At 39.1% G+C, this 19,074-nt stretch carries 18 protein-coding genes and 1 other annotated feature; of the genes, 7 read left to right on the top strand and 11 right to left on the bottom strand.

The window, feature by feature from the left end:
* The first annotated feature begins 14 nt into the window (after window positions 1-14).
* Window positions 15-188, top strand: coding sequence for a hypothetical protein (locus MKY81_RS09755; RefSeq protein WP_181294632.1), 174 nt, complete (start codon window positions 15-17; stop codon window positions 186-188).
* A 353-nt stretch (window positions 189-541) separates the two neighbouring features.
* Here the strand turns inward: MKY81_RS09755 and MKY81_RS09750 are convergent, their stop codons facing one another.
* Entirely contained in the window at window positions 542-1,456 is a 915-nt protein-coding gene (locus tag MKY81_RS09750; protein ID WP_066226445.1) for a LysR family transcriptional regulator, read from the bottom strand.
* 130 nt (window positions 1,457-1,586) lie between these two features.
* Here MKY81_RS09750 and gltB point away from each other — a divergent pair, with 130 nt between their 5' ends.
* A complete protein-coding gene (gene gltB / locus MKY81_RS09745) occupies window positions 1,587-6,143 on the top strand; it encodes a glutamate synthase large subunit (RefSeq protein ID WP_341117657.1) in 4,557 nt (1,518 codons plus the stop codon).
* 15 nt (window positions 6,144-6,158) lie between these two features.
* Window positions 6,159-7,601 carry a glutamate synthase subunit beta gene (locus MKY81_RS09740; protein ID WP_107920660.1) on the top strand — a complete coding sequence of 481 codons (1,443 nt, stop codon included), beginning with the start codon at window positions 6,159-6,161 and terminating at the stop codon, window positions 7,599-7,601.
* 10 nt (window positions 7,602-7,611) lie between these two features.
* Here the strand turns inward: MKY81_RS09740 and mutY are convergent, their stop codons facing one another.
* Window positions 7,612-8,706: an A/G-specific adenine glycosylase gene (gene mutY / locus MKY81_RS09735; RefSeq protein ID WP_341117656.1), complete on the bottom strand. Its 1,095-nt coding sequence runs from the start codon at window positions 8,704-8,706 to the stop codon at window positions 7,612-7,614.
* A gap of 259 nt (window positions 8,707-8,965) precedes the next feature.
* Between mutY and MKY81_RS09730 the strand changes: the two genes are divergently transcribed.
* Window positions 8,966-9,946, top strand: coding sequence for a metal-dependent hydrolase (locus MKY81_RS09730; protein WP_066226438.1), 981 nt, complete (start codon window positions 8,966-8,968; stop codon window positions 9,944-9,946).
* Between the two features lie 294 nt (window positions 9,947-10,240).
* On the top strand, window positions 10,241-10,402 hold the full coding sequence (locus MKY81_RS09725; RefSeq protein WP_107920310.1) for a small, acid-soluble spore protein K: 162 nt from the start codon (window positions 10,241-10,243) through the stop codon (window positions 10,400-10,402).
* Window positions 10,403-10,442: 40 nt separating this feature from the next.
* On the opposite strand, the gene MKY81_RS09720 is transcribed toward MKY81_RS09725, so the two are convergent.
* On the bottom strand, window positions 10,443-10,766 hold the full coding sequence (locus MKY81_RS09720; protein WP_258223513.1) for a YfhH family protein: 324 nt from the start codon (window positions 10,764-10,766) through the stop codon (window positions 10,443-10,445).
* A gap of 32 nt (window positions 10,767-10,798) precedes the next feature.
* Window positions 10,799-11,593: a recombination regulator RecX gene (recX, locus tag MKY81_RS09715; RefSeq protein ID WP_341117653.1), complete on the bottom strand. Its 795-nt coding sequence runs from the start codon at window positions 11,591-11,593 to the stop codon at window positions 10,799-10,801.
* A gap of 112 nt (window positions 11,594-11,705) precedes the next feature.
* Here recX and MKY81_RS09710 point away from each other — a divergent pair, with 112 nt between their 5' ends.
* A complete protein-coding gene (locus MKY81_RS09710; RefSeq protein ID WP_084347375.1) occupies window positions 11,706-11,828 on the top strand; it encodes a YfhE family protein in 123 nt (40 codons plus the stop codon).
* A 120-nt stretch (window positions 11,829-11,948) separates the two neighbouring features.
* Window positions 11,949-12,134, top strand: a complete 186-nt coding sequence (locus tag MKY81_RS09705; RefSeq protein ID WP_066226432.1) for a YfhD family protein — start codon at window positions 11,949-11,951, stop codon at window positions 12,132-12,134.
* Window positions 12,135-12,153: 19 nt separating this feature from the next.
* Here MKY81_RS09705 and trpA read toward each other — a convergent pair whose 3' ends face one another.
* The 7 genes from trpA to trpE are packed head-to-tail and all read right to left on the bottom strand — an operon-like array spanning window position 12,154 to window position 18,566.
* On the bottom strand, window positions 12,154-12,948 hold the full coding sequence (gene trpA, locus MKY81_RS09700; RefSeq protein WP_341117652.1) for a tryptophan synthase subunit alpha: 795 nt from the start codon (window positions 12,946-12,948) through the stop codon (window positions 12,154-12,156).
* Between the two features lie 2 nt (window positions 12,949-12,950).
* Entirely contained in the window at window positions 12,951-14,147 is a 1,197-nt protein-coding gene (gene trpB / locus MKY81_RS09695) for a tryptophan synthase subunit beta (RefSeq protein ID WP_108071251.1), read from the bottom strand.
* A complete protein-coding gene (locus MKY81_RS09690; protein ID WP_066226427.1) occupies window positions 14,144-14,770 on the bottom strand; it encodes a phosphoribosylanthranilate isomerase in 627 nt (208 codons plus the stop codon). The genes trpB and MKY81_RS09690 overlap by 4 nt, the downstream gene beginning before the upstream one ends.
* Window positions 14,771-14,775: 5 nt before the next feature.
* Window positions 14,776-15,567 carry an indole-3-glycerol phosphate synthase TrpC gene (gene trpC, locus MKY81_RS09685; protein WP_341117651.1) on the bottom strand — a complete coding sequence of 264 codons (792 nt, stop codon included), beginning with the start codon at window positions 15,565-15,567 and terminating at the stop codon, window positions 14,776-14,778.
* A complete protein-coding gene (gene trpD, locus MKY81_RS09680) occupies window positions 15,568-16,593 on the bottom strand; it encodes an anthranilate phosphoribosyltransferase (RefSeq protein WP_341117650.1) in 1,026 nt (341 codons plus the stop codon).
* A complete protein-coding gene (locus MKY81_RS09675) occupies window positions 16,577-17,176 on the bottom strand; it encodes an anthranilate synthase component II (RefSeq protein ID WP_341117648.1) in 600 nt (199 codons plus the stop codon). The genes trpD and MKY81_RS09675 overlap by 17 nt, the downstream gene beginning before the upstream one ends.
* A complete protein-coding gene (gene trpE / locus MKY81_RS09670; RefSeq protein WP_108071249.1) occupies window positions 17,151-18,566 on the bottom strand; it encodes an anthranilate synthase component I in 1,416 nt (471 codons plus the stop codon). The genes MKY81_RS09675 and trpE overlap by 26 nt, the downstream gene beginning before the upstream one ends.
* Window positions 18,567-18,803: 237 nt before the next feature.
* Window positions 18,804-19,048, bottom strand: a binding site (T-box leader).
* Window positions 19,049-19,074: the final 26 nt, after the last annotated feature.

The raw sequence follows: 19,074 nt of genomic DNA, 5'->3' as shown, positions 1-19,074 counted from the left end.
GGAGGTGGCACTTCATGCCCGTCATTCGTGATATGACCGAATTATCGATGATTTCCATGGCCGACTGGAATAACTCCGAAATCGAGCATTTCCATCATTCCTTTCAACAAATTCTCCCTTATTTAAATGCCGAGGGACAAACGATTTATAGAGAAATTATTGAAGAAATGGAGAGGCGCCAACAGTAAACTTTTTAACCAGTGATTCTTAAAATAGGCGGAAAATCTCCGGTTATACTGCAGAATAGAGCTTGGTTTGGGGGATATAAGCGGAAATTTTCCGATTAAGCAAAGCAAAATTACCCATTTTCACGTTTTTCGAGTAAATAGCCGGAAAACTTCCGTCTATTTTAGCTATTTTCAGTGCTATTATGCTAATTAAGGGAAATTTCTCCGCTTATTTTTCAAACTCGTTTTAGCATCTAGTAAGGCTTAGAGAAATTTGCACCTCACAAGCACCCCGTTAGATTTCTACTTGTTTGTTTTTTAACAAAAAAACGAGGAGGCCCTTCGCCAGTCCTGCGAAAAGGAAAAACCAAACCTCAATAATCAAACATCTGAAAACGATATAAACGATCATAAAAGGATTTTAAAAACTGATAGAGGAGCTTTTCCGACGGAGCAAGCTCCCTATTTTTTGGTGTAATCACTCCTACTGTTCGAATAAAGCTTGGATCATCCACTTCAACTGTCCGAATATCCTTTGGGATATTGTACGAAAAGGCAAGTTCAGGGAGTATCGCAATTCCAACTCCGGCAGCAACTAACCCTTTTATCGTATCCACATCCTCCCCCTCGAAGGCTATGATCGGTTCAAACCCGGCTTGCGTACACGCTTTTTCAATCGTTTCCCGAATAAATGATTCCTTCCGAAACGTAACAAACCTTTCCCCTTGGAGCTGATTGATCTTTATCGTCTTTTCAGCACTTAAAGGATGATTTTCAGGTAATAACACGAGCATTTTTTCAGTAAAAAAGATATCTCCTTTTACAATTGAATGATCCGTTAACACCGGGGCAACAAAAGCCATATCAATATCCCCTCTTTCAATTTGTTCCACCAAATAAGAGGGTGTCCCTTGGTTAAAGTGAAAATGCAAATGAGGGTGGCCCTCCCGAAATTGCGAAAACATCATTGCAAAAGTACTAACAGATAAACCTGATGAAAAACCAAGATGGATAATCCCCGTTTCCGGATTCAAATATTCTTCTACTTTTTCCTTCGCTTTATCAATTTCTAAAACAATTCTCTCTGCATATTTCAAAAACACCTTTCCAATATGCGTTAATTTCACATTACGGCCTTCTCGAATAAAAAGGGGTGTTTTTAACTCCGCTTCCAATAAAGATATTTGTCTGCTTATAGCCGATTGCGCAACATGGAGGCTTTCTGCTGCTTTCGTTACATGCTCACGTTTTGCCACCTCGATAAAATAAAAAATTTGACGTAATTCCACTCAAATTTCCCACCAATCTATTTTTGAGATTAATTCATTCTTAATAATATATTGTAAAGATGAATTGAAATAAAGTAAAATTTTTTATTATCGAACTATTCGGATATATAAATGAAAGGAATGATAACGAATGACTTTAGCGAACAATCAATCGTATAGCGAAGGTCTTTACCGCCGGGAGTTTGAGCATGATGCATGTGGTATTGGCTTTTACGCAGATATTAAAGGTCGTCCTTCCCACGATATCATTGCATCCGCTCTAATCATGCTGCAAAGATTAGATCACCGAGCAGGAAAAAGCAGTGATAATCAAACGAGTGATGGAGCCGGAATTTTAATGCAAATACCACATGAATTTTTCAAGGAAGTTTGTTCATTTCAATTACCTGAAAAAGGTGAATATGCCGTTTCAATGACATTTCTCCCGCAGGATCAAGTGCTTCAAAACCAAATCATTGCTGATTTCCAATCGGAAGCCTCTCGATTACATCTTTCTTTTATAGGAGAACGTAGAGTTCCAGTTTCCCCTGAAGTTTTAGGAGAAATTGCAGCATCTACTCAACCTCACATCACTCAATTTTTTTTAAAAAAGGCAAAGGGTATGAATGAAGAACAATTTTTAACTGCACTTTATGTATTAAGAAGACAGCTAGAAAAAAAATACGATAACCAATTATATATTTCTAGTTTATCAAATCAAACGATTGTCTATAAAGGATTGCTTTCTGCCGAACAATTATCTTCATTTTATACTGATTTATCAAATCAGAAGTTTGCTTCGGCACTTGCCCTTGTCCATTCACGATTTAGTACAAACACCTTTCCGAGCTGGGAAAGAGCACATCCAAACCGAATGATTGCTCATAATGGAGAAATCAATACGATTAAGGGCAATATGAATTCTTTTAACGCAAAAATCTCATCATTTTCAAATGAATTAGATCAAATGGACCTAGAGTCACTTTTACCGATTATTCAACCGGACGGCAGTGATTCTGCCATGTTTGATAATGTATTAGAATTTTTAACTTTGAATCAAGTCTCTCTTCCTCAAGCAATCATGATGATGATTCCTGAACCGTGGGAAAGCAATGAGGAAATGTCTCCTTATTTAAAAAGCTTTTATGAATATCACAGTCTTTCCATGGAACCCTGGGATGGACCGATGGCATTAGGGTTCTCAAACGGCAAACAAATCGGGGCAATTTTAGATCGAAACGGCTTACGTCCCGGTCGCTACTATCTTACGCATGACGATCGAGTTATCTTTTCTTCCGAGGTCGGTGTGATTGATATTAGTGATGATCAAATTAAAGAAAAAAGGCATTTAAAGCCCGGAGAGTTATTATTCATCGATACAGAGCTCGGTCGATCAATTCCAAACGATGAGTTAAAAGCAATGATTAGTAATGAACAACCTTATCAGCACTATATAAAAGAAAACATCATTACAGTGAAAGATCAGACGATGCCTTTATCATTATCTTTAGATTATGATCACAAGCGGTTGATTTTTCTGCAAAAAACATTCGGCTATACGTATGAAGAAGTAATGAAAATGATTCAGCCAATGGCAATTGATATGAAAGAGCCGACCGGTTCAATGGGGATGGATACCCCGCTTGCCGTTCTTTCGGAGAGACCACAGCTTCTTTTTCATTATTTTAAGCAAAGTTTTTCACAGGTTACAAATCCACCAATTGACGCCCTTAGGGAAGAATGTGTGATTTCAACCGTCACTTGGTTAGGTCCGCAAATTAAATTGCTTGGAGAAAAATCAACAGATCAACAGCATGTAAAGCTTTCACATCCATTTATAGAGACGTCAACTTTACATGCGATTAAAAATACACCATTACAAACTCAAGAATTAGATATGCTTTTTTCCCTTGATGAGGGAATCGAAACAGCCTTACAACATCTTTGTGATCAAGCATTGACAGCTATAAACGAAGGAATTGTGATATTAATTTTATCCGATAAACGGGCGGATCATGAACAACTCCCTATTCCTTCACTATTAGCAACCTCTTGCCTTCATAATTTTCTAATTCGGAATGGCTTGAGAACAAAAGCAAGTATGATCATTGATTCCGGTGAGCCGAGAGATCCACATCATATGGCAATGCTCTTAGGTTATGGCGCAGATGCATTACATCCTTATTTAGCCTATGAAACCATTAAACAATTAATTATTGAAAAACATATACAACTTCCTTTTAAACAAGCATTGCAAAATTATATACATGCCTTGACCAATGGGGTTGTGAAAATCATGTCAAAGGTCGGCATCTCCTCCATTCAAAGCTATCGAGGAGCACAAACCTTTGAAGCACTTGGAATTTCTGAAGAGGCAATCAATAAATACTTCCCGGGCACAGTTTCACAATTAGATGGAATTGGACTAACTGAAATGACGAGAGAAATCGTGATGAGACATGAGAAAGCAATCACGGAAATGTCTTCTCATGACCAAACACTTGATTCAGGTAGCGAATTACAGTGGCGAAGTGAAGGGGAGCATCATCAGTTTAACCCTCTTTCGATTCATACACTGCAACGTGCGGCGAGAACGAATGATAAAGCTGTTTATAAAAAATTCGTAGATATGCATCATAATGGGCCTTTTACTACAATCCGTAGCCTATTAAATGTAAAAAGCAATCGTCCTCCAATCTCGATTGACGAGGTGGAGCCAATTGAGTCAATCTTTAAACGGTTTAAAACGGGTGCAATGTCGTATGGCTCACTAAGCAAGGAAGCACATGAGGCACTCGCCATCGCGATGAATCGAATTGGCGGTAAAAGCAATAGCGGCGAGGGTGGCGAGGAAATTGAGCGCTCACAAGAAGGTAATTTAAGAAGAAGTGCGATAAAACAAGTAGCATCAGGACGATTCGGGGTCACTAGCTTCTATTTATCTGAAGCAGAAGAAATTCAAATCAAAATGGCCCAAGGCGCAAAACCAGGTGAAGGTGGACAATTACCCGGCAGCAAAGTGTACCCTTGGATTGCCGAAGTTAGAGGATCCACACCGGGAGTTGGACTTATCTCCCCTCCTCCACATCATGATATTTATTCAATCGAAGATCTCGCACAATTGATTTTCGATTTAAAAAGTGCGAATCCGAATGCGCGAATTAGTGTCAAATTAGTCGCCAAAGCTGGTGTAGGCACAATTGCTGCCGGAGTTGCGAAAGGTCTGGCAGATACGATTTTAATTAGTGGACATGATGGCGGCACAGGGGCATCCCCGAAAACGAGTATTAAGCATACGGGAATTCCATGGGAAATCGGACTTGCTGAAACCCATCAAACCCTTTTATTAAACGGGCTACGCAATCGTGTGAAACTAGAAGCCGACGGAAAGCTAATGACTGGGAAAGACGTTATTATTGCTGCCTGTTTAGGTGCCGAAGAATTTGGATTTGCGACCGCACCTTTAGTCGTTCTCGGCTGTTTAATGATGCGTGCCTGCCATTTGGACACCTGCCCTGTTGGCATTGCGACACAAAACCCGAAGCTTCGTGAAAAATTTATGGGAAGTCCCGATCATATCGTTAACTATATGACTTTTATCGCCGAAGAAGTTCGTGAAATTTTAGCTGAAAATGGCTATCGAACTTTAGATGAAATAGTCGGTCAAACACAATTACTCCAACCAAGATCGGACATAAACAATCATTGGAAAGCGAAAACGTTAAATTTATCGAAGCTTTTATTCAAATTTTCAGACACACACGTATGCTCGGAAAAACAAAATCATCAATTAGAAAAAAGATTGGATCAGCATACATTGATCCCACTATTAAAGCAATATGTGGATCATGCACAATCTGTGAAACGCAGCTTCGAAATTAAAAATACGGATCGGGCTGTCGGCACGTTGCTCGGGCATTATGTAACGAAAAAATACGGTCCAAATGGATTGCCACACGATTTAATCAAACTTACATTTACCGGTTCTGCTGGACAAAGTTTTGGCGCCTTTCTTCCAAAAGGCTTAACCTTCACATTAGTCGGCGATGCCAATGATTACGTCGGGAAAGGCTTATCCGGCGGAACATTAATTATTAAACCAAATGATCTCTGGAATTATGACGGTGATCAAGCCATCATTGGAAATACGACCTTTTTCGGCGCTACTTCTGGAGAAGCCTTTATTAACGGGACAGCTGGACAACGATTTTGTGTGCGTAACAGTGGCGTTAGTGCTGTAGTTGAAGGTGTCGGCGACCACGGCTGTGAGTATATGACTGGCGGGAAGGCGATCATTTTAGGCTCAATCGGAAAAAACTTTGGAGCAGGAATGTCAGGTGGAGTTGCCTATATCTATTCCATGCCGGTCAACCACGAAGAGATTATGAAGAATATTAACTTTGAAATGATTAATATTGAAAATACGTTATCAAATGACGAAAAAATTGACATCTATCAAATGATACACAAGCATTATTTATTTACAGGCAGTAAAAAAGCGAAAGGAATATTAAAGAACTGGAATAAAGTAAATAATTATTTCCTTAAAATCATTCCAAATGAGTATAAAAATATGATTGATTTAATCGATCAGCTAGAAAAACAAGGTATGCGTAATAAAGACGCATCATTAACAGCCTTCCAGCTCAAAAAAGAAGGCAAAACGATTGAATCAGTTACTAGCCCTACAATGGGAATATCACTTTAGAAAAGGAGTGAGAGAATGGCTACTTCTACAGAATTTATCGATATTAAGAGGGCGAAACCATTAGAAGTCGATCCCGCAAAACGCGTGAAGGATTGGAACGAATATCAAAAACCTTTTTCCGAAAAAAAGATTAAACAACAGGCATCCCGTTGTATGGATTGCGGCACACCTTTTTGCCAAATTGGCCTGAACATCAATTCAAGTACGAGCGGATGCCCTTTATATAATCTAATTCCTGAATGGAACGCATTAGTCCAGCAAGGAAAATGGTACGAAGCATACTTGCGCTTAGCGAAAACAAACAATTTCCCTGAGTTTACCGCTAGAGCATGTCCTGCACCTTGTGAAGGTTCATGCACGGCGGGAATTCCGAGTGACCCTGTTACAATTAAAAGTATCGAAAAAGCCATTATCGACCGCGCCTTTTCAGAAGGTTGGGTCAAACCGCGAATCCCGCGCAAAAAAACCGGGCTAAAAATAGCGATTATCGGTTCCGGTCCTGCAGGATTAACTGCGGCAGATGATCTTAATCAATTAGGACATTCCGTTACCGTTTTTGAGCGTGAGGACCGTTTTGGCGGTCTGCTCATGTATGGGATTCCTAATATGAAAATTGATAAATCACATGTTCAAAGAAGAATTGATTTATTAAAAGAGGAAGGTATTGAGTTTCGAGCGAATGTCAATGTTGGCGTCGATCTTTCATTAGAAGAACTGCAATCATCTTTCGATTCAGTTTTACTATGCATCGGTGCTGAAAAGCCGCGGGAGCTTACGATTGAAGGTCGGCAATTAAAAGGAATATATCCTGCTATGGAGTATTTAACTGCGAGCACGAAGCATTATTTGCAATCATCAAGTGAACCGGACATTACAGCAAAAGATAAACGTGTCATTGTCATCGGCGGAGGTGATACTGGTGCCGATTGTGTCGCTACTGCCCTTCGTCAAGGATGCAAAAGTGTCATTCAGTTCGGAAAACATGGGAAGTTACCTTTGCGAAGACAAAAGGATAATCCATGGCCAGAAAACCCTCATGTATTTTCACTCGATTATGCCTATGAAGAAGCTGTTCATCTTTTTGGTGAAGATCCAAGACAATACTATATTCAAACCCAATCCTTTATTGGGAATGAAAACGGAGAAGTAAAAGGCTTAAATACGACTTATTTTAATCAGGATGATCAAGAAACACGCTATTGGGAAGCCGATCTTGTTCTCATTGCCATTGGTTTTGAAGGGGTAAAAGATGAATATTTCCAAACAATCAATCGTTCGAACAACCGAATCTCCACTACAACTAATAGTTATCAAACAAATCTTGAAGGAGTGTACGTTGCAGGTGATGCCCGAAGAGGCCAAAGTTTGATTGTTTGGGCTATTCAAGAAGGTAAGAAAGCGGCATTAGAGATTGATCATTTTTTAAAAGCAAAAAAAATAACTAGCGAACAGTGTTGATAACTGTTTGCTAGTTGTCTTTAACAGACTCTAAATAAGCTTTCCACATTTTTTGATAAGAAACCGGAAAAGCATAGTTTGTCAGCTCCTCGGTGGTCACTAATTTCATGTTTCCTTCTTCTTTCACCTCATTCTCTATCGTTCCTGAATAGGCTTCAATATCCCAGGTTAAATGGGAAAAAACATGCGGGATCGTAGTAAAAGATGTCTTATCAAATTTAATGCGAATATCATATTCATGTTTTAAAAAGTCTTGCAGAATATTTTTTGGTTTTATCAACTTACTTTTTTCCACCGTTGGGAATTCCCATAGATTCGCTAGCAGTCCTTGTTCGGGGCGCTTGTGAATTAAGTACCTGCCTTGGTGATCTTTCAACACAGCTGCTACTAACTCCACATGGCGGGTGCTTTTTTTCTTTGTTTTAACAGGAAGCTGATCCTGTACCCCCTCGTGAAACGCCTGGCAATGTTCTCTTACAGGGCAAAGCAGGCAGGATGGTGATGTTGGCGTACAAATTAATGCGCCAAGTTCCATTAATGCTTGATTGAAATACGATGGATTTTCATGGGAAATAATCTCTCTGACCGCTTCTTCAAACACTTTACGTGATGAAGCTTTTGCGATATCGTCCCATATCAATAAAATCCTTGATAAAACCCTCATAACATTTCCATCAACCGCAGGTTCTGGAACACCATATGCAATACTTAAAATCGCACCAGCAGTGTATGGACCTACCCCTTTTAACTTTTTGATTTCCTCAGGTGTATTCGGTACAACTCCGCCATAAGATTCATGTACTTCTCTTACCGCTGCCTGTAAATTTCGAACCCGAGAATAATATCCCAGCCCTTCCCACGCTTTTAAAACATTTTCTTCATCTGCTTCGGCTAGCTTTTCGATTGTCGGGAAGTTTTCGATAAATCGATTGAAATATGGGATAACGGTATCCACTCTCGTTTGCTGAAGCATAATTTCCGATACCCATACTTTATATGGGTCCTGATCTTTTCTCCACGGAAGATCTCTTTGTTCATTCGTAAACCAATGAAGTAAATCATTTTGAAATTGCATTATATTTAAATGTTCAATATTACTTGACATATAATCCTCCAAAATCGCTGAGTGCTTGACCTAATTATATAACTGCAAAGATAAGAGTTATTTCTATTCGAAATGGGGAAAGTAAATAATATAATCTATTCCTATCCATTAGGTACTCATTCATATTAAAATTACATTACAGATCGTCTATTTTACAGAATGTCCATTGCAATTCGATCATTTTTACCATATCATGTTTACAAAAATCCGCAAGTAATTAATATGATTAAGCTAGACAAAATAAGGAGGAAATCCCGTTTTGGATACTGGAACACACCTTGTCATGGGGTTTGCCCTTGGTGGTCTAGCCACCTTGGACCCTGTCGTTGCCGACAATACGTTAAATTCACATAGTGTACTACTTGCAACCATTATCGGTTCGCAAATACCTGATATAGATACATTTTTAAAATTTCGAAACAATGCGGTTTATATAAGAAATCATCGAGGTGCGACACATTCGATTCCCGCTGTTATATTATGGCCGTTATTGATTACCGCCTGTGCCGCTTTATTTTTTCCTGGGACGAACCTTTTACATTTATGGTTATGGACTTTCCTTGCTGTGTTTCTTCATGTGTTCGTCGATATTTTCAATGCATATGGAACCCAGGCAGTACGTCCATTTTCATCTAAATGGGTAGCTTTAGGGATTATTAATACGTTTGATCCATTTATCTTCATCATTCATGTGATTGGCTTGATTATTTGGGCTATTGGAGCTAATCCAGGTATAACGTTTATTTTCATTTATGCCATTGTCATCTGTTATTATTTATGTCGCTTTGCAGAGCAATGGGCCGTTAAAAAGGCTGTTTTAAAAATTGTTCCAAATGCTGAAAAAGTTATTATCGCACCAACTATGAGGTATTTTAAATGGAGAATTGTTGCCATTACCGATAAGCGCCTATTTGTTGCGAAGGCAAACAAACGGGAAATAACGATTCTCGATGAGTACGACCGTGTTCCGATTCCCGAAAATGAAGTCATTAACAGGGCAAAAAAGGACAAAAATATCGCTGCTTTTTTATCCTTTTCCCCTATTTTCCGTTGGGAGTTGGAGGAGCTTGAAAATGGATATGAAGTCCGTTTCATCGATCTGCGCTATCGCAGCAAAGGACATTATCCCTTCGTCGCCATCGTTCAAATGGATGAAGATTTAGTGATTAAAGGTTCATATATCGGATGGATCTATAATAAAGATAAGCTTAGAAAGAAGTTAGATGTGGCTCCGAGGTAGTTATATTGGTATTCGTGTATGAGGATTGCAAAAAGGCGAGAACGGTATTCGGGAAGGTGAACATGCTGTTCGCGGGATGAAGTGCTCGAAAAGTCCGCTTTCGGGTAGATAATCATCCTGTTTGCGGGATGAAGTGCTCGAATATACCGGATTCGGGTAGATAAACTTGCTGAAAACGGAATCAAGTGCTCGAAAAAAGAAAAAAAGGAAAGAACATACATTCATATGCATTCCGCTCCTATCCAATAATAAAAAATGTACGGATATTCTATATCATATTTAGGAGGCAACAGCATGCGAAATAAAGCAAAAGGTTTCCCGTATGGAAATGACAATAAGTTCGAAGGTGAACCTCGGGCAAAAGCAGAATTTGCTTCAAAACGTGCGGATGGATCAACAAATACACATCCACAAGAACGAATGAAAGCATCTAGCCGTAGAGACAGTGACGTTTAATTCATATACAAAAAAGAAATCGGCCAGAAAGCCGATTTCTTTATTTTAGTTTCTTTAACACCGATATTGGCAATGCTTCCTCTTCCTTTTCACCACCTAAGCGATATCCCCAAGCAAATACACCATTAATATAATCTATTTTAAAATAAACACCAGGATCCCCTTCGATTTCATATAGTTCACCTGGTTTAAAATCTTTAGGATTTAGCAAATACGCTTTTGCCATGATTGCTTTTCTCTCTAATACAGCAAATTCATTGACGATCCCGAGCTGTTCAGCTTTACGTGCTTTTTCGGTTATCGTGGCAATTTCTTGCTTCAATTCATATTCAGTCATTTGACTATATCTTTTTTCCTGTTCCACTTGATACACCACCTTATAGACTAAGTATAATACTATAGACTATATTCTTGAAGAAATTTCTCGATTAGTTCTATTGGGAATCCTTTTCGATACAAGGTTTGTTTCATTCTTTGCTCATACTCATATCCACTATATTTTTGCAGTTTTCTATGTGCTTTCTCACCTTGCACAACAATAGCATTCCACTCTTCAGAATCATCTTTTTTAAAATCAATTTCGTCCATCGCTAAATGAATGGTATCTATATCAAAGCCTTTTCTTAATAAAGTTTGGTCCAATTTCTGTTTTAAACTTTTTTCAGAAAGCTTTTTGTTTTGTTTGATTGTTTTTTCAAGTAATGCCTTTGCGTGGTCAATTTGCTGTTCTTTCGAATATTCCTGTAATGCTTGATCAATTTGGTTATCACTTATTCCTTTTTCATGTAATTCCATTTTAATCGTGCCAGGTCCTTTTTTCGTTGTATTCATTTGTGTTCTCACATATGCAACAGCAAATTCAAGATCATTTAAATACTTCAGATTATAAAGCTTATGTATGACCTCTTGGATGACCATTTCATTGATCTCTTTTTGCTTCAAATAATCTCTAACTTCCTTTTCAGATCGCATCCGATAGGAAAGATAGTGTATCGCTGTATTCACACCTTTTCGAATATCGTCTTCGTAGTCAATTTCAGCAATGTCAAAGTCAGATAATTCTTTGCCTTTCGTCAACTGAAAACGCGCGAGCACTTCTTCGTCCACACTAAACGCATATTCGCCATCGAGAAAAATATTATACCGTTCACTATTATTTTTTTGGATAGAAATTTTCGTTATTATCGGCATTTGAAGCATCCCTCTTCATCTTATTTCTTATTTATTTTACCATCGACTATCGTATGTTTGCTATGTTTAAGGCAATAATGAAAATAACTGTTTAATGAAAGGGTGAAGTGATATGTCAAAGGATAAACGTGTGAAAGAGAAAAGCAATTTGCGCAGTATGCAGGCGGTAACTTATGCACATGAATTTAAGATGGCAGATCGTGCTGGAGGGTATGAGCAAAAGCGTAAATCTTGAAGCATTAGATAGGGCCGCCAAAAGGAAAGATAAAGTCGTAATATTTTCAAGGTAATTACACAAGCTATTCTTGCGGAAGATCAATTCCGTAACATGATAACTTGAAAGGGGTTTTCGTTCATGGGTCGTGCACACAAACAAAAAACTCGTGATAAAAACAAAGCTAAACTTCCTCAAGTACCGAAAAATTTAAAATCGGATGGCAAAGATGTTGAATTTTCCCAAGAGTTAGCAGATCAAGCTGACCTTGAAGCGCAAGCAAGATCGAAAGCTGCTGAACAACGTGCAAAAAATAAAAAGAAATAAGCAGGGGGTTTCCCCTGCTTTATAATGTAGCTGTTTCGTATCTTTTCGCTGCATCAATTAACTTTCGGATAGCATCATATTCATTGTTCTGCAAAAGCTCAATAATTTTACTTCCAACAACAACACCATCACAATAGTGACTTAATTCGCATACTTGCTCAGGAGTGGATACCCCAAAACCTGCTAATACCGGCGCTGCGGAAAGCCTTTTTATTTCTTGTAAATAGGACCCGATTCCTTCACGATAACTATTTCTAGCGCCTGTTATACCGGTAACTGTCACCGCATATAAAAATCCTTCGGTTCGCTTTGCGATTTCACGAATCCTTTCTTTTGAACTAGTTAACGCGGCTAAGCGTATAAGTGCAATGTGATGACTAGAAAGCTCACCTATGACAAGCTCCTCTTCTTCAATCGGTAAATCAGGAATAATAATGCCGTCTACCCCTGCTTGTTCACAGTCCGCAGCAAACTCCTTCGTTCCGTATACGAAAATTGGATTCATGTAGGTCATTAATACAATCGGAATTTTTCTTCCATTTTTATTTTTTTTTAATTCATCTAACACCCCTTTTAATGTCGTACCTGCACGAAGGGACCGAATACCAGCCTCCTGTATAGTGGGACCGTCTGCAACAGGATCTGAAAACGGAATGCCTAATTCTAACGCAGTTGCACCCGCATCTTCAAAAAACTGGATCCTTTCATTAAGAATATCTAATCCCCCATCACCAGCCATAATATATGGAACAAATATTTTTTCACCATTTGCCAAAACATTATCTAAAGCTCGACTTAATTTTTCTTTTCCCATTTTTACATCCCTCCTAAAATGCTTTTGACCGTTTCAACATCCTTATCTCCTCTGCCTGACAAACAAATAACCATCGTTTCTTCTTTTGACATTTCCTTTGCTAATTTAGCCGCATATGCGACGGCATGGGAGCTTTCGAGTGCAGGGATAATTCCTTCCGATTTTGTTAAAAGTTTAAATGCTTCAAGGGCTTCCTTATCTGTAATTGATGTATAGGTTACTCTTCCTTTTTCCTTTAAAAAGCTATGTTCTGGACCAACACCAGGATAATCAAGTCCTGCAGAAACGGAATGGGCTTCTTCAATTTGACCGTGCTGATCTTGAAGTAAATACGTCATCGTTCCATGCAGCACCCCAATCTTTCCGTCTGTTAATGTGGCAGCATGTTTGCCAGTGTCAATCCCAGATCCACCTGCCTCTACACCGTATAGCTTGACGTCTTCATCATTGATAAAAGGATAAAACATTCCCATTGAATTGCTGCCGCCCCCGATACAAGCAACAACTGCATCAGGAAGCGATCCAGATTGTTCGAGTATTTGCTTCCTTGTTTCTTTTCCAATCACACTTTGAAAATCACGAACAATTTGCGGAAATGGATGTGGACCGACGACAGAACCTAATATATAGTGAGTATCTTCTACATGACTTACCCAGTAACGAAGTGCTTCGTTTACTGCATCCTTTAATGTACCGCTCCCTTGTTCAACACTTCTCACTTCGGCTCCAAGCAGTTCCATCCGAAATACATTTAGCTTCTGTCTTTGTATATCTTCCTCTCCCATAAATACGATGCATTCCAAACCAAGAAGCGCGCAGGCCGTTGCCGTTGCTACGCCATGCTGTCCCGCACCCGTTTCGGCTACCACTTTCTTTTTCCCCATACGCTGGGTCAATAGTGCTTGCCCAAGAGCGTTGTTAATTTTATGAGCGCCCGTGTGATTTAAATCTTCACGTTTCAAGTAGATTTTCGGACCACCTAATTGGTTAGTCAAATTTTCGGCTAAGTATAATGGGGTTTCCCTGCCAATGTAGTGATGGAAATAGTAATCAATCTGTTGAATAAATTCAGGATCATTCATTGCCTCATTATAGGCTTGTTCTAACTCAAGTACTGCTGGCATTAATGTTTCCGGGACGAATCTTCCTCCGAACATCCCGTAATGTCCTTTTTGATCTGGCTGGGTATAAGTTGTCATTTTTTCACACTCTCCTTTAAAGTTTGAACTGCTTGTTTTGCTGTCTTTATAAATGCATTTATTTTTATCGGATCCTTTTGTCCATTTGTTTCCACACCACTTGACACATCGATTATTGCCGGATGAACGGATTGAATCGCTGCCGCAACGTTTTCTACATTTAGTCCACCGGCAAGAATAAGCTTCTCCTTTTGGATAGGTAGATGATGCAGTAATGTCCAATCAAACGCGATTCCATTGCCACCTCGATACGCCCCTTTTGGGCTATCGATTAAATAATAATCACATGGAAATGTTGTTGGATTAATCTTATCTTGGATCGACCAAGCCTTAATAATTGGACGGTTTAATGATGAAGCAATTTCAGGTGTTTCATCCCCATGTAATTGAATAAAATCAAGACCGACGAACTGACAAATCTCGTTTATCGTTTCGGGTGATTCATTCACAAATACACCCACTTTTTTCACTTCACGAGGAACTTGATCGGCAATCTGTTTGGCATCTATAGGAGAGATTTTTCTTCGACTATCTGCAAATACGAAGCCAAGAAAATCAGCACCCGCATCAACTGCCACCCTCGCTGTCTCCATAGTGGTAATGCCGCAAATTTTCACTTTCATATCGATCACCTTTTTACCATTGATTTAAATGGTGTTTTCAGTTGATTAAAGATGGCGGCTAGATCGGTTGATCGCATCAAGGTTTCTCCAACAAGGATACCCTTCACTCCTGCTTGTTCCATCCGTTCCACATCTTTTTCCTCTTTAATTCCACTTTCACCAATTAATAAAATGTTTTTATCCACGACTAATTTTGCGAGCCTTTCAGTAGTAGTCAAATCAACTTTGAACGTTTTTAAGTTGCGATTATTGATCCCGATAATTTTTGCATTTAGTTCAATAGCTGCTTCTAGCTCAATTTCATCGTGAACCTCTACGAGAACATCTAGTCCTAAAGACGTTGCATAGTTGTATAACTGCTTCATACGATGCTTCGATAATGCCGCAACAATTAACAAAATAATATTCGCCCCAAATGCTTTCGCCCTGTCAATTTGAATTTCATCGATAATAAAATCTTTACATAAGATTGGTAATGAAACCGCCGCCCTTACCTCTTTTAAATCGTCCATTGAACCTTTGAAAAAAGTTTCATCTGTCAAAACCGAAATGACATTGGCACCTAATTCTGCATAGCGTTTTGCTTGCTCAGCTGGATTTACATGTAGATGAATGTCTCCTTTTGACGGGGATGCTCTTTTGATTTCGGCAATGATATTCATCGTTTTTGATTTTTGAAATGAATCGAAAATGGAATCAACTTTTTCCAAACGATCCTGGTTTTCGCTAACATACGTTTCCTTTAAAACTTGGACCTCTTTTACTTTTTCCGCAATGATTTCATCTAAAATCGTCATTTACATAACCCCCTCTGTCGTTCGTTGACTGTATTCGATTAAATAATGCAGCTTTTGAAGCGCAGCTCCGGAATCAATGCTTTCCTTTGCGATGGCGATGCCCTCTTGAACGGTACTCGCTAATCCGTTTGCAAATATTGCTAATCCAGCATTCAATAAAACCGTATCCCGATAAGCTCCTTTTTCGCCTTTCAATACGTGCAATAGAATTTCCGCATTCTCCTTTGAATCACCGCCGCGAATTTCACGATTTTCATAATACGGTAAGCCAACATCCTCTGGCCTAAGTGTAAATGGAATGATATCCCCACGATCTAGAAGTACAAAATGATTTTCTCCCGATAATGACGCCTCATCCATAAAGCCTGCGCCATTTAAGATTAAAGCTCTCTTTCTTCCAAGGCGGTGGAGAACATTCGCCATCATCTCAAGCATGTCACGGCGATAAATACCTAATAGCTGTGTTTCCAGATCAATTGGATTTGTTAATGGGCCGATTAAATTAAAGATGGTCGGGATCTTTAAATCCCTTCGTATTTTCATAATTCTTTTTAAACTTGGATGGAGATTCGGTGCGAATAAAAAGGCAATTCCATTTTCCTCAAGAATTTCATGAATTTGCTCCGCTCGAAAATTCAGCGATACCCCTAAGTTTTCTAATACATCTGCACTTCCTGTTCGACTGGAAACACTTCGATTACCATGTTTTGCGATCTTGATTCCTGTTCCGGCGATGACAAAAGCGGATGTTGTACTAATATTAAAGCTTTGAGAACCGTCTCCACCTGTTCCGCAATTATCCATAACAGGACCGACTGTACTTCCAATCATTACGGACTTTTCGCGAATTACTTTAACAAGTCCGGCAATTTCTTCAGCTGTTTCTCCTTTTACTTTTAACGCCGCTAAAAATGCGCCCATTTCACTTTCTGATACTTCTTCGGTAAATAAATAATCCGCAGCATTCGTCATTTCCTCATAGGTTAAATTTTGTTGATCCATCATTTTTTCAAGATATGCTTTCATACGAATTCTCCTTTCTCATTTCCGTTAAAAAGTTCCGAATAATGTCCTTCCCTGTTTTTGTACCAATGGATTCAGGGTGAAATTGAACACCGTATAGTGGAAAATATTCATGTTTGATTGCCATAATTTCTTGATCATCCATTGAGGTAGCTGCAATGATAAATTCAGATGAAAGACTATTTCTATCAATAACGAGTGAGTGATAGCGCATCACTTCAAGTGGCTGAGACATATATTGAAACATCCCTTCTCCACAATGAAGAATTCTTGATATTTTTCCATGTTTAATTTCCTTTGCTTGAACGATCGTTGCCCCAAATGCAGCAGCAATTGCCTGATGTCCTAAGCAAACCCCAAGAATAGGAATGTTCTGATAACATGCTTTGATAACTTCCATACAAATTCCCGCCTGTTCCGGGGTACCGGGTCCAGGTGAGAGGACGATCGCCTCTGGTTTCATTTCCGTTATTTGCTCAATCGTTATTCCATCATTTCGAAACACCTTTACCTCTTCACCTAGTTCCGATAAATATTGAAACAGGTTATACGTAAAGGAATCATAATTGTCTAGCAAGATGATCATCTTTGTTCACCTCCAGAAGTGACTTCGCTTTATTCAGCGTCTCAATATATTCATTTTCAGGTATGGAATCATGGACAATCCCTGCGCCAGCCTGCAAATAAGCTACACCATCTTTAATGACCAATGTTCGGATAGCAAGTGCGAAATCCATGTTGCCATTCACATTTATATATCCGATTGCTCCTGCATAAACGCCGCGTTTCTGCTTTTCAAGTTCATTAATGATCTGCATCGCACGAATTTTTGGCGCACCCGAAACCGTTCCGGCTGGTAAACAAACCTTTAACGCATCAATGCCTGTAAACTCTGGTTTCATCATACCTTTCACTTCCGAAACGATATGCATTACATGTTGATACTTCTCAATGACCATGTATTTAGGGATTGTAATACTGCCTGGTTCACAAACTCTGCCAATGTCATTCCGGCTTAAATCAACCAACATCCGATGTTCAGCCAATTCCTTCTCATCTTCTAGCAGCTCTTTTTCATAATAAGAATCTTCCAGTTGTGTATTTCCTCTTGGTCTTGTTCCAGCAATTGGGTTCGTTATTACTTGCGAACCAATTGTTTTGATTAAGCTTTCGGGTGAAGCACCGAGCAGAACATATTCGTCAAAATCGATGTAAAACATGTATGGCGAAGGATTGGCATTTCTTAGCTTTCGGTAAAATTGAAAGGGGTCACTGTCCATCCTTCCTTTCATTTTCTGAGATAAAACGATTTGAAAAATGTCACCTTTCCGGATAAACTCCTGTGCAATCTGGACCTTTTCTAAAAAATCTTCTTTTTCCATCAACGGTTTGAAATGGATAGGTACTTTCGATAAATCAAACAATTGAGGTTCTTCTTTTGTGAAAAGCGACTCTTTTATCTCCGCTATTTTTTCAATTAAATCTTTTTCGGTGCGTTTTTCATCAAGATTGAGTGAAACGATAAACAACATTTGGGTTTTGTGATCAAATATGATGACGTCTTGATAAAACATGAAATGGACATCAGGTATTTTCTGTTCATCCTCTAAGTCGGGGCCAATGGTTTCATATTGACGAATGGCATCATAGCCAATGAAGCCGATTCCTCCACCAAAAAAGGGGAAATCCAATGGGAATTGGTCGAGCTTAGGAATGTGATTTTTTAATAGGTCTAGTGGCTTTCCTCTTTCTGTAGTTACTGATTTATTGGGCTTGCTAATGGATACTTGGTCACCTTCTCCAATGAACTCCATGTATGGGTTCATCCCGATAAAGGAGTATCGCCCATTTCCATCATGTTTGAGTGAGCTTTCTAGTAAAAATTTCTTTTTGCCGTTTATCCGATTAAAAACTGCTATCGGTGTTAACATATCTGCGTTCATTTGGATAAATTTATATTCAGTTTCAGAAATCATTCTTAATTCCTCCTTCTTAAATAGGTTGTTCTAAATACTGTTGATTTCCGCTCCAGATGCTCGCTTTCCGCGGGCGGTCCGGGAGCCTCATCGGAGCTAAACGCACCTGCGGGGTCTCCCGTTTACCGTTTTTCCTGTAGGAGTCTCGCATCTTCCGCTCCAATCAACTTAGATATAAATTCAACAATGAGAGAAAATAAAAAAAGTCCCCTATAAACACATACAATGCTTGTGTTTATAGAGGACGATTTTGTTCGCGGTGCCACCTCTTTTTGAAGGGAATTATCCCTTCCTCTTTTCAGGTACGAGAACTGAGTTCTGATACCCTATCCTTGTAACGGTGGAGGCCGTGTTTCCCTACTTTATGTTCAAGAAACCTCTCATAAGTCCATTCCGTTTCACTCCTCGTACCGGATTCCCACCAACACCGGTTCTCTGCGACGATTTTAGTTAAACGTACTCCTCTTATTCAATGATTTATCACTATAAAATTTTCTTTTAAAAAACA

It is taken from the genome of Heyndrickxia sp. FSL W8-0423, from assembly GCF_038009395.1.
GTDB classification, from domain to species: Bacteria; Bacillota; Bacilli; order Bacillales; family Bacillaceae_C; genus Heyndrickxia; species Heyndrickxia sporothermodurans.
This window is presented reverse-complemented; position numbering and strand designations above follow the sequence as displayed.

What these genes read in the sequence shown, in the direction of transcription:
- MKY81_RS09690 (WP_066226427.1), bottom strand. Translation starts at nt 14,770, where the DNA reads ATGAAAGTGAAAATTTGCGGCATTACCACTATGGAGACAGCGAGGGTG.
- MKY81_RS09740 (WP_107920660.1), top strand. Translation starts at nt 6,159, where the DNA reads ATGGCTACTTCTACAGAATTTATCGATATTAAGAGGGCGAAACCATTA.
- trpD (WP_341117650.1), bottom strand. Translation starts at nt 16,593, where the DNA reads ATGAAAGCATATCTTGAAAAAATGATGGATCAACAAAATTTAACCTAT.
- trpC (WP_341117651.1), bottom strand. Translation starts at nt 15,567, where the DNA reads ATGACGATTTTAGATGAAATCATTGCGGAAAAAGTAAAAGAGGTCCAA.
- trpA (WP_341117652.1), bottom strand. Translation starts at nt 12,948, where the DNA reads ATGGGAAAAGAAAAATTAAGTCGAGCTTTAGATAATGTTTTGGCAAAT.
- MKY81_RS09755 (WP_181294632.1), top strand. Translation starts at nt 15, where the DNA reads ATGCCCGTCATTCGTGATATGACCGAATTATCGATGATTTCCATGGCC.
- trpE (WP_108071249.1), bottom strand. Translation starts at nt 18,566, where the DNA reads ATGATTTCTGAAACTGAATATAAATTTATCCAAATGAACGCAGATATG.
- MKY81_RS09675 (WP_341117648.1), bottom strand. Translation starts at nt 17,176, where the DNA reads ATGATCATCTTGCTAGACAATTATGATTCCTTTACGTATAACCTGTTT.
- MKY81_RS09725 (WP_107920310.1), top strand. Translation starts at nt 10,241, where the DNA reads ATGCGAAATAAAGCAAAAGGTTTCCCGTATGGAAATGACAATAAGTTC.
- MKY81_RS09705 (WP_066226432.1), top strand. Translation starts at nt 11,949, where the DNA reads ATGGGTCGTGCACACAAACAAAAAACTCGTGATAAAAACAAAGCTAAA.
- gltB (WP_341117657.1), top strand. Translation starts at nt 1,587, where the DNA reads ATGACTTTAGCGAACAATCAATCGTATAGCGAAGGTCTTTACCGCCGG.
- MKY81_RS09710 (WP_084347375.1), top strand. Translation starts at nt 11,706, where the DNA reads ATGTCAAAGGATAAACGTGTGAAAGAGAAAAGCAATTTGCGCAGTATG.
- mutY (WP_341117656.1), bottom strand. Translation starts at nt 8,706, where the DNA reads ATGTCAAGTAATATTGAACATTTAAATATAATGCAATTTCAAAATGAT.
- trpB (WP_108071251.1), bottom strand. Translation starts at nt 14,147, where the DNA reads ATGACAACTTATACCCAGCCAGATCAAAAAGGACATTACGGGATGTTC.
- recX (WP_341117653.1), bottom strand. Translation starts at nt 11,593, where the DNA reads ATGCCGATAATAACGAAAATTTCTATCCAAAAAAATAATAGTGAACGG.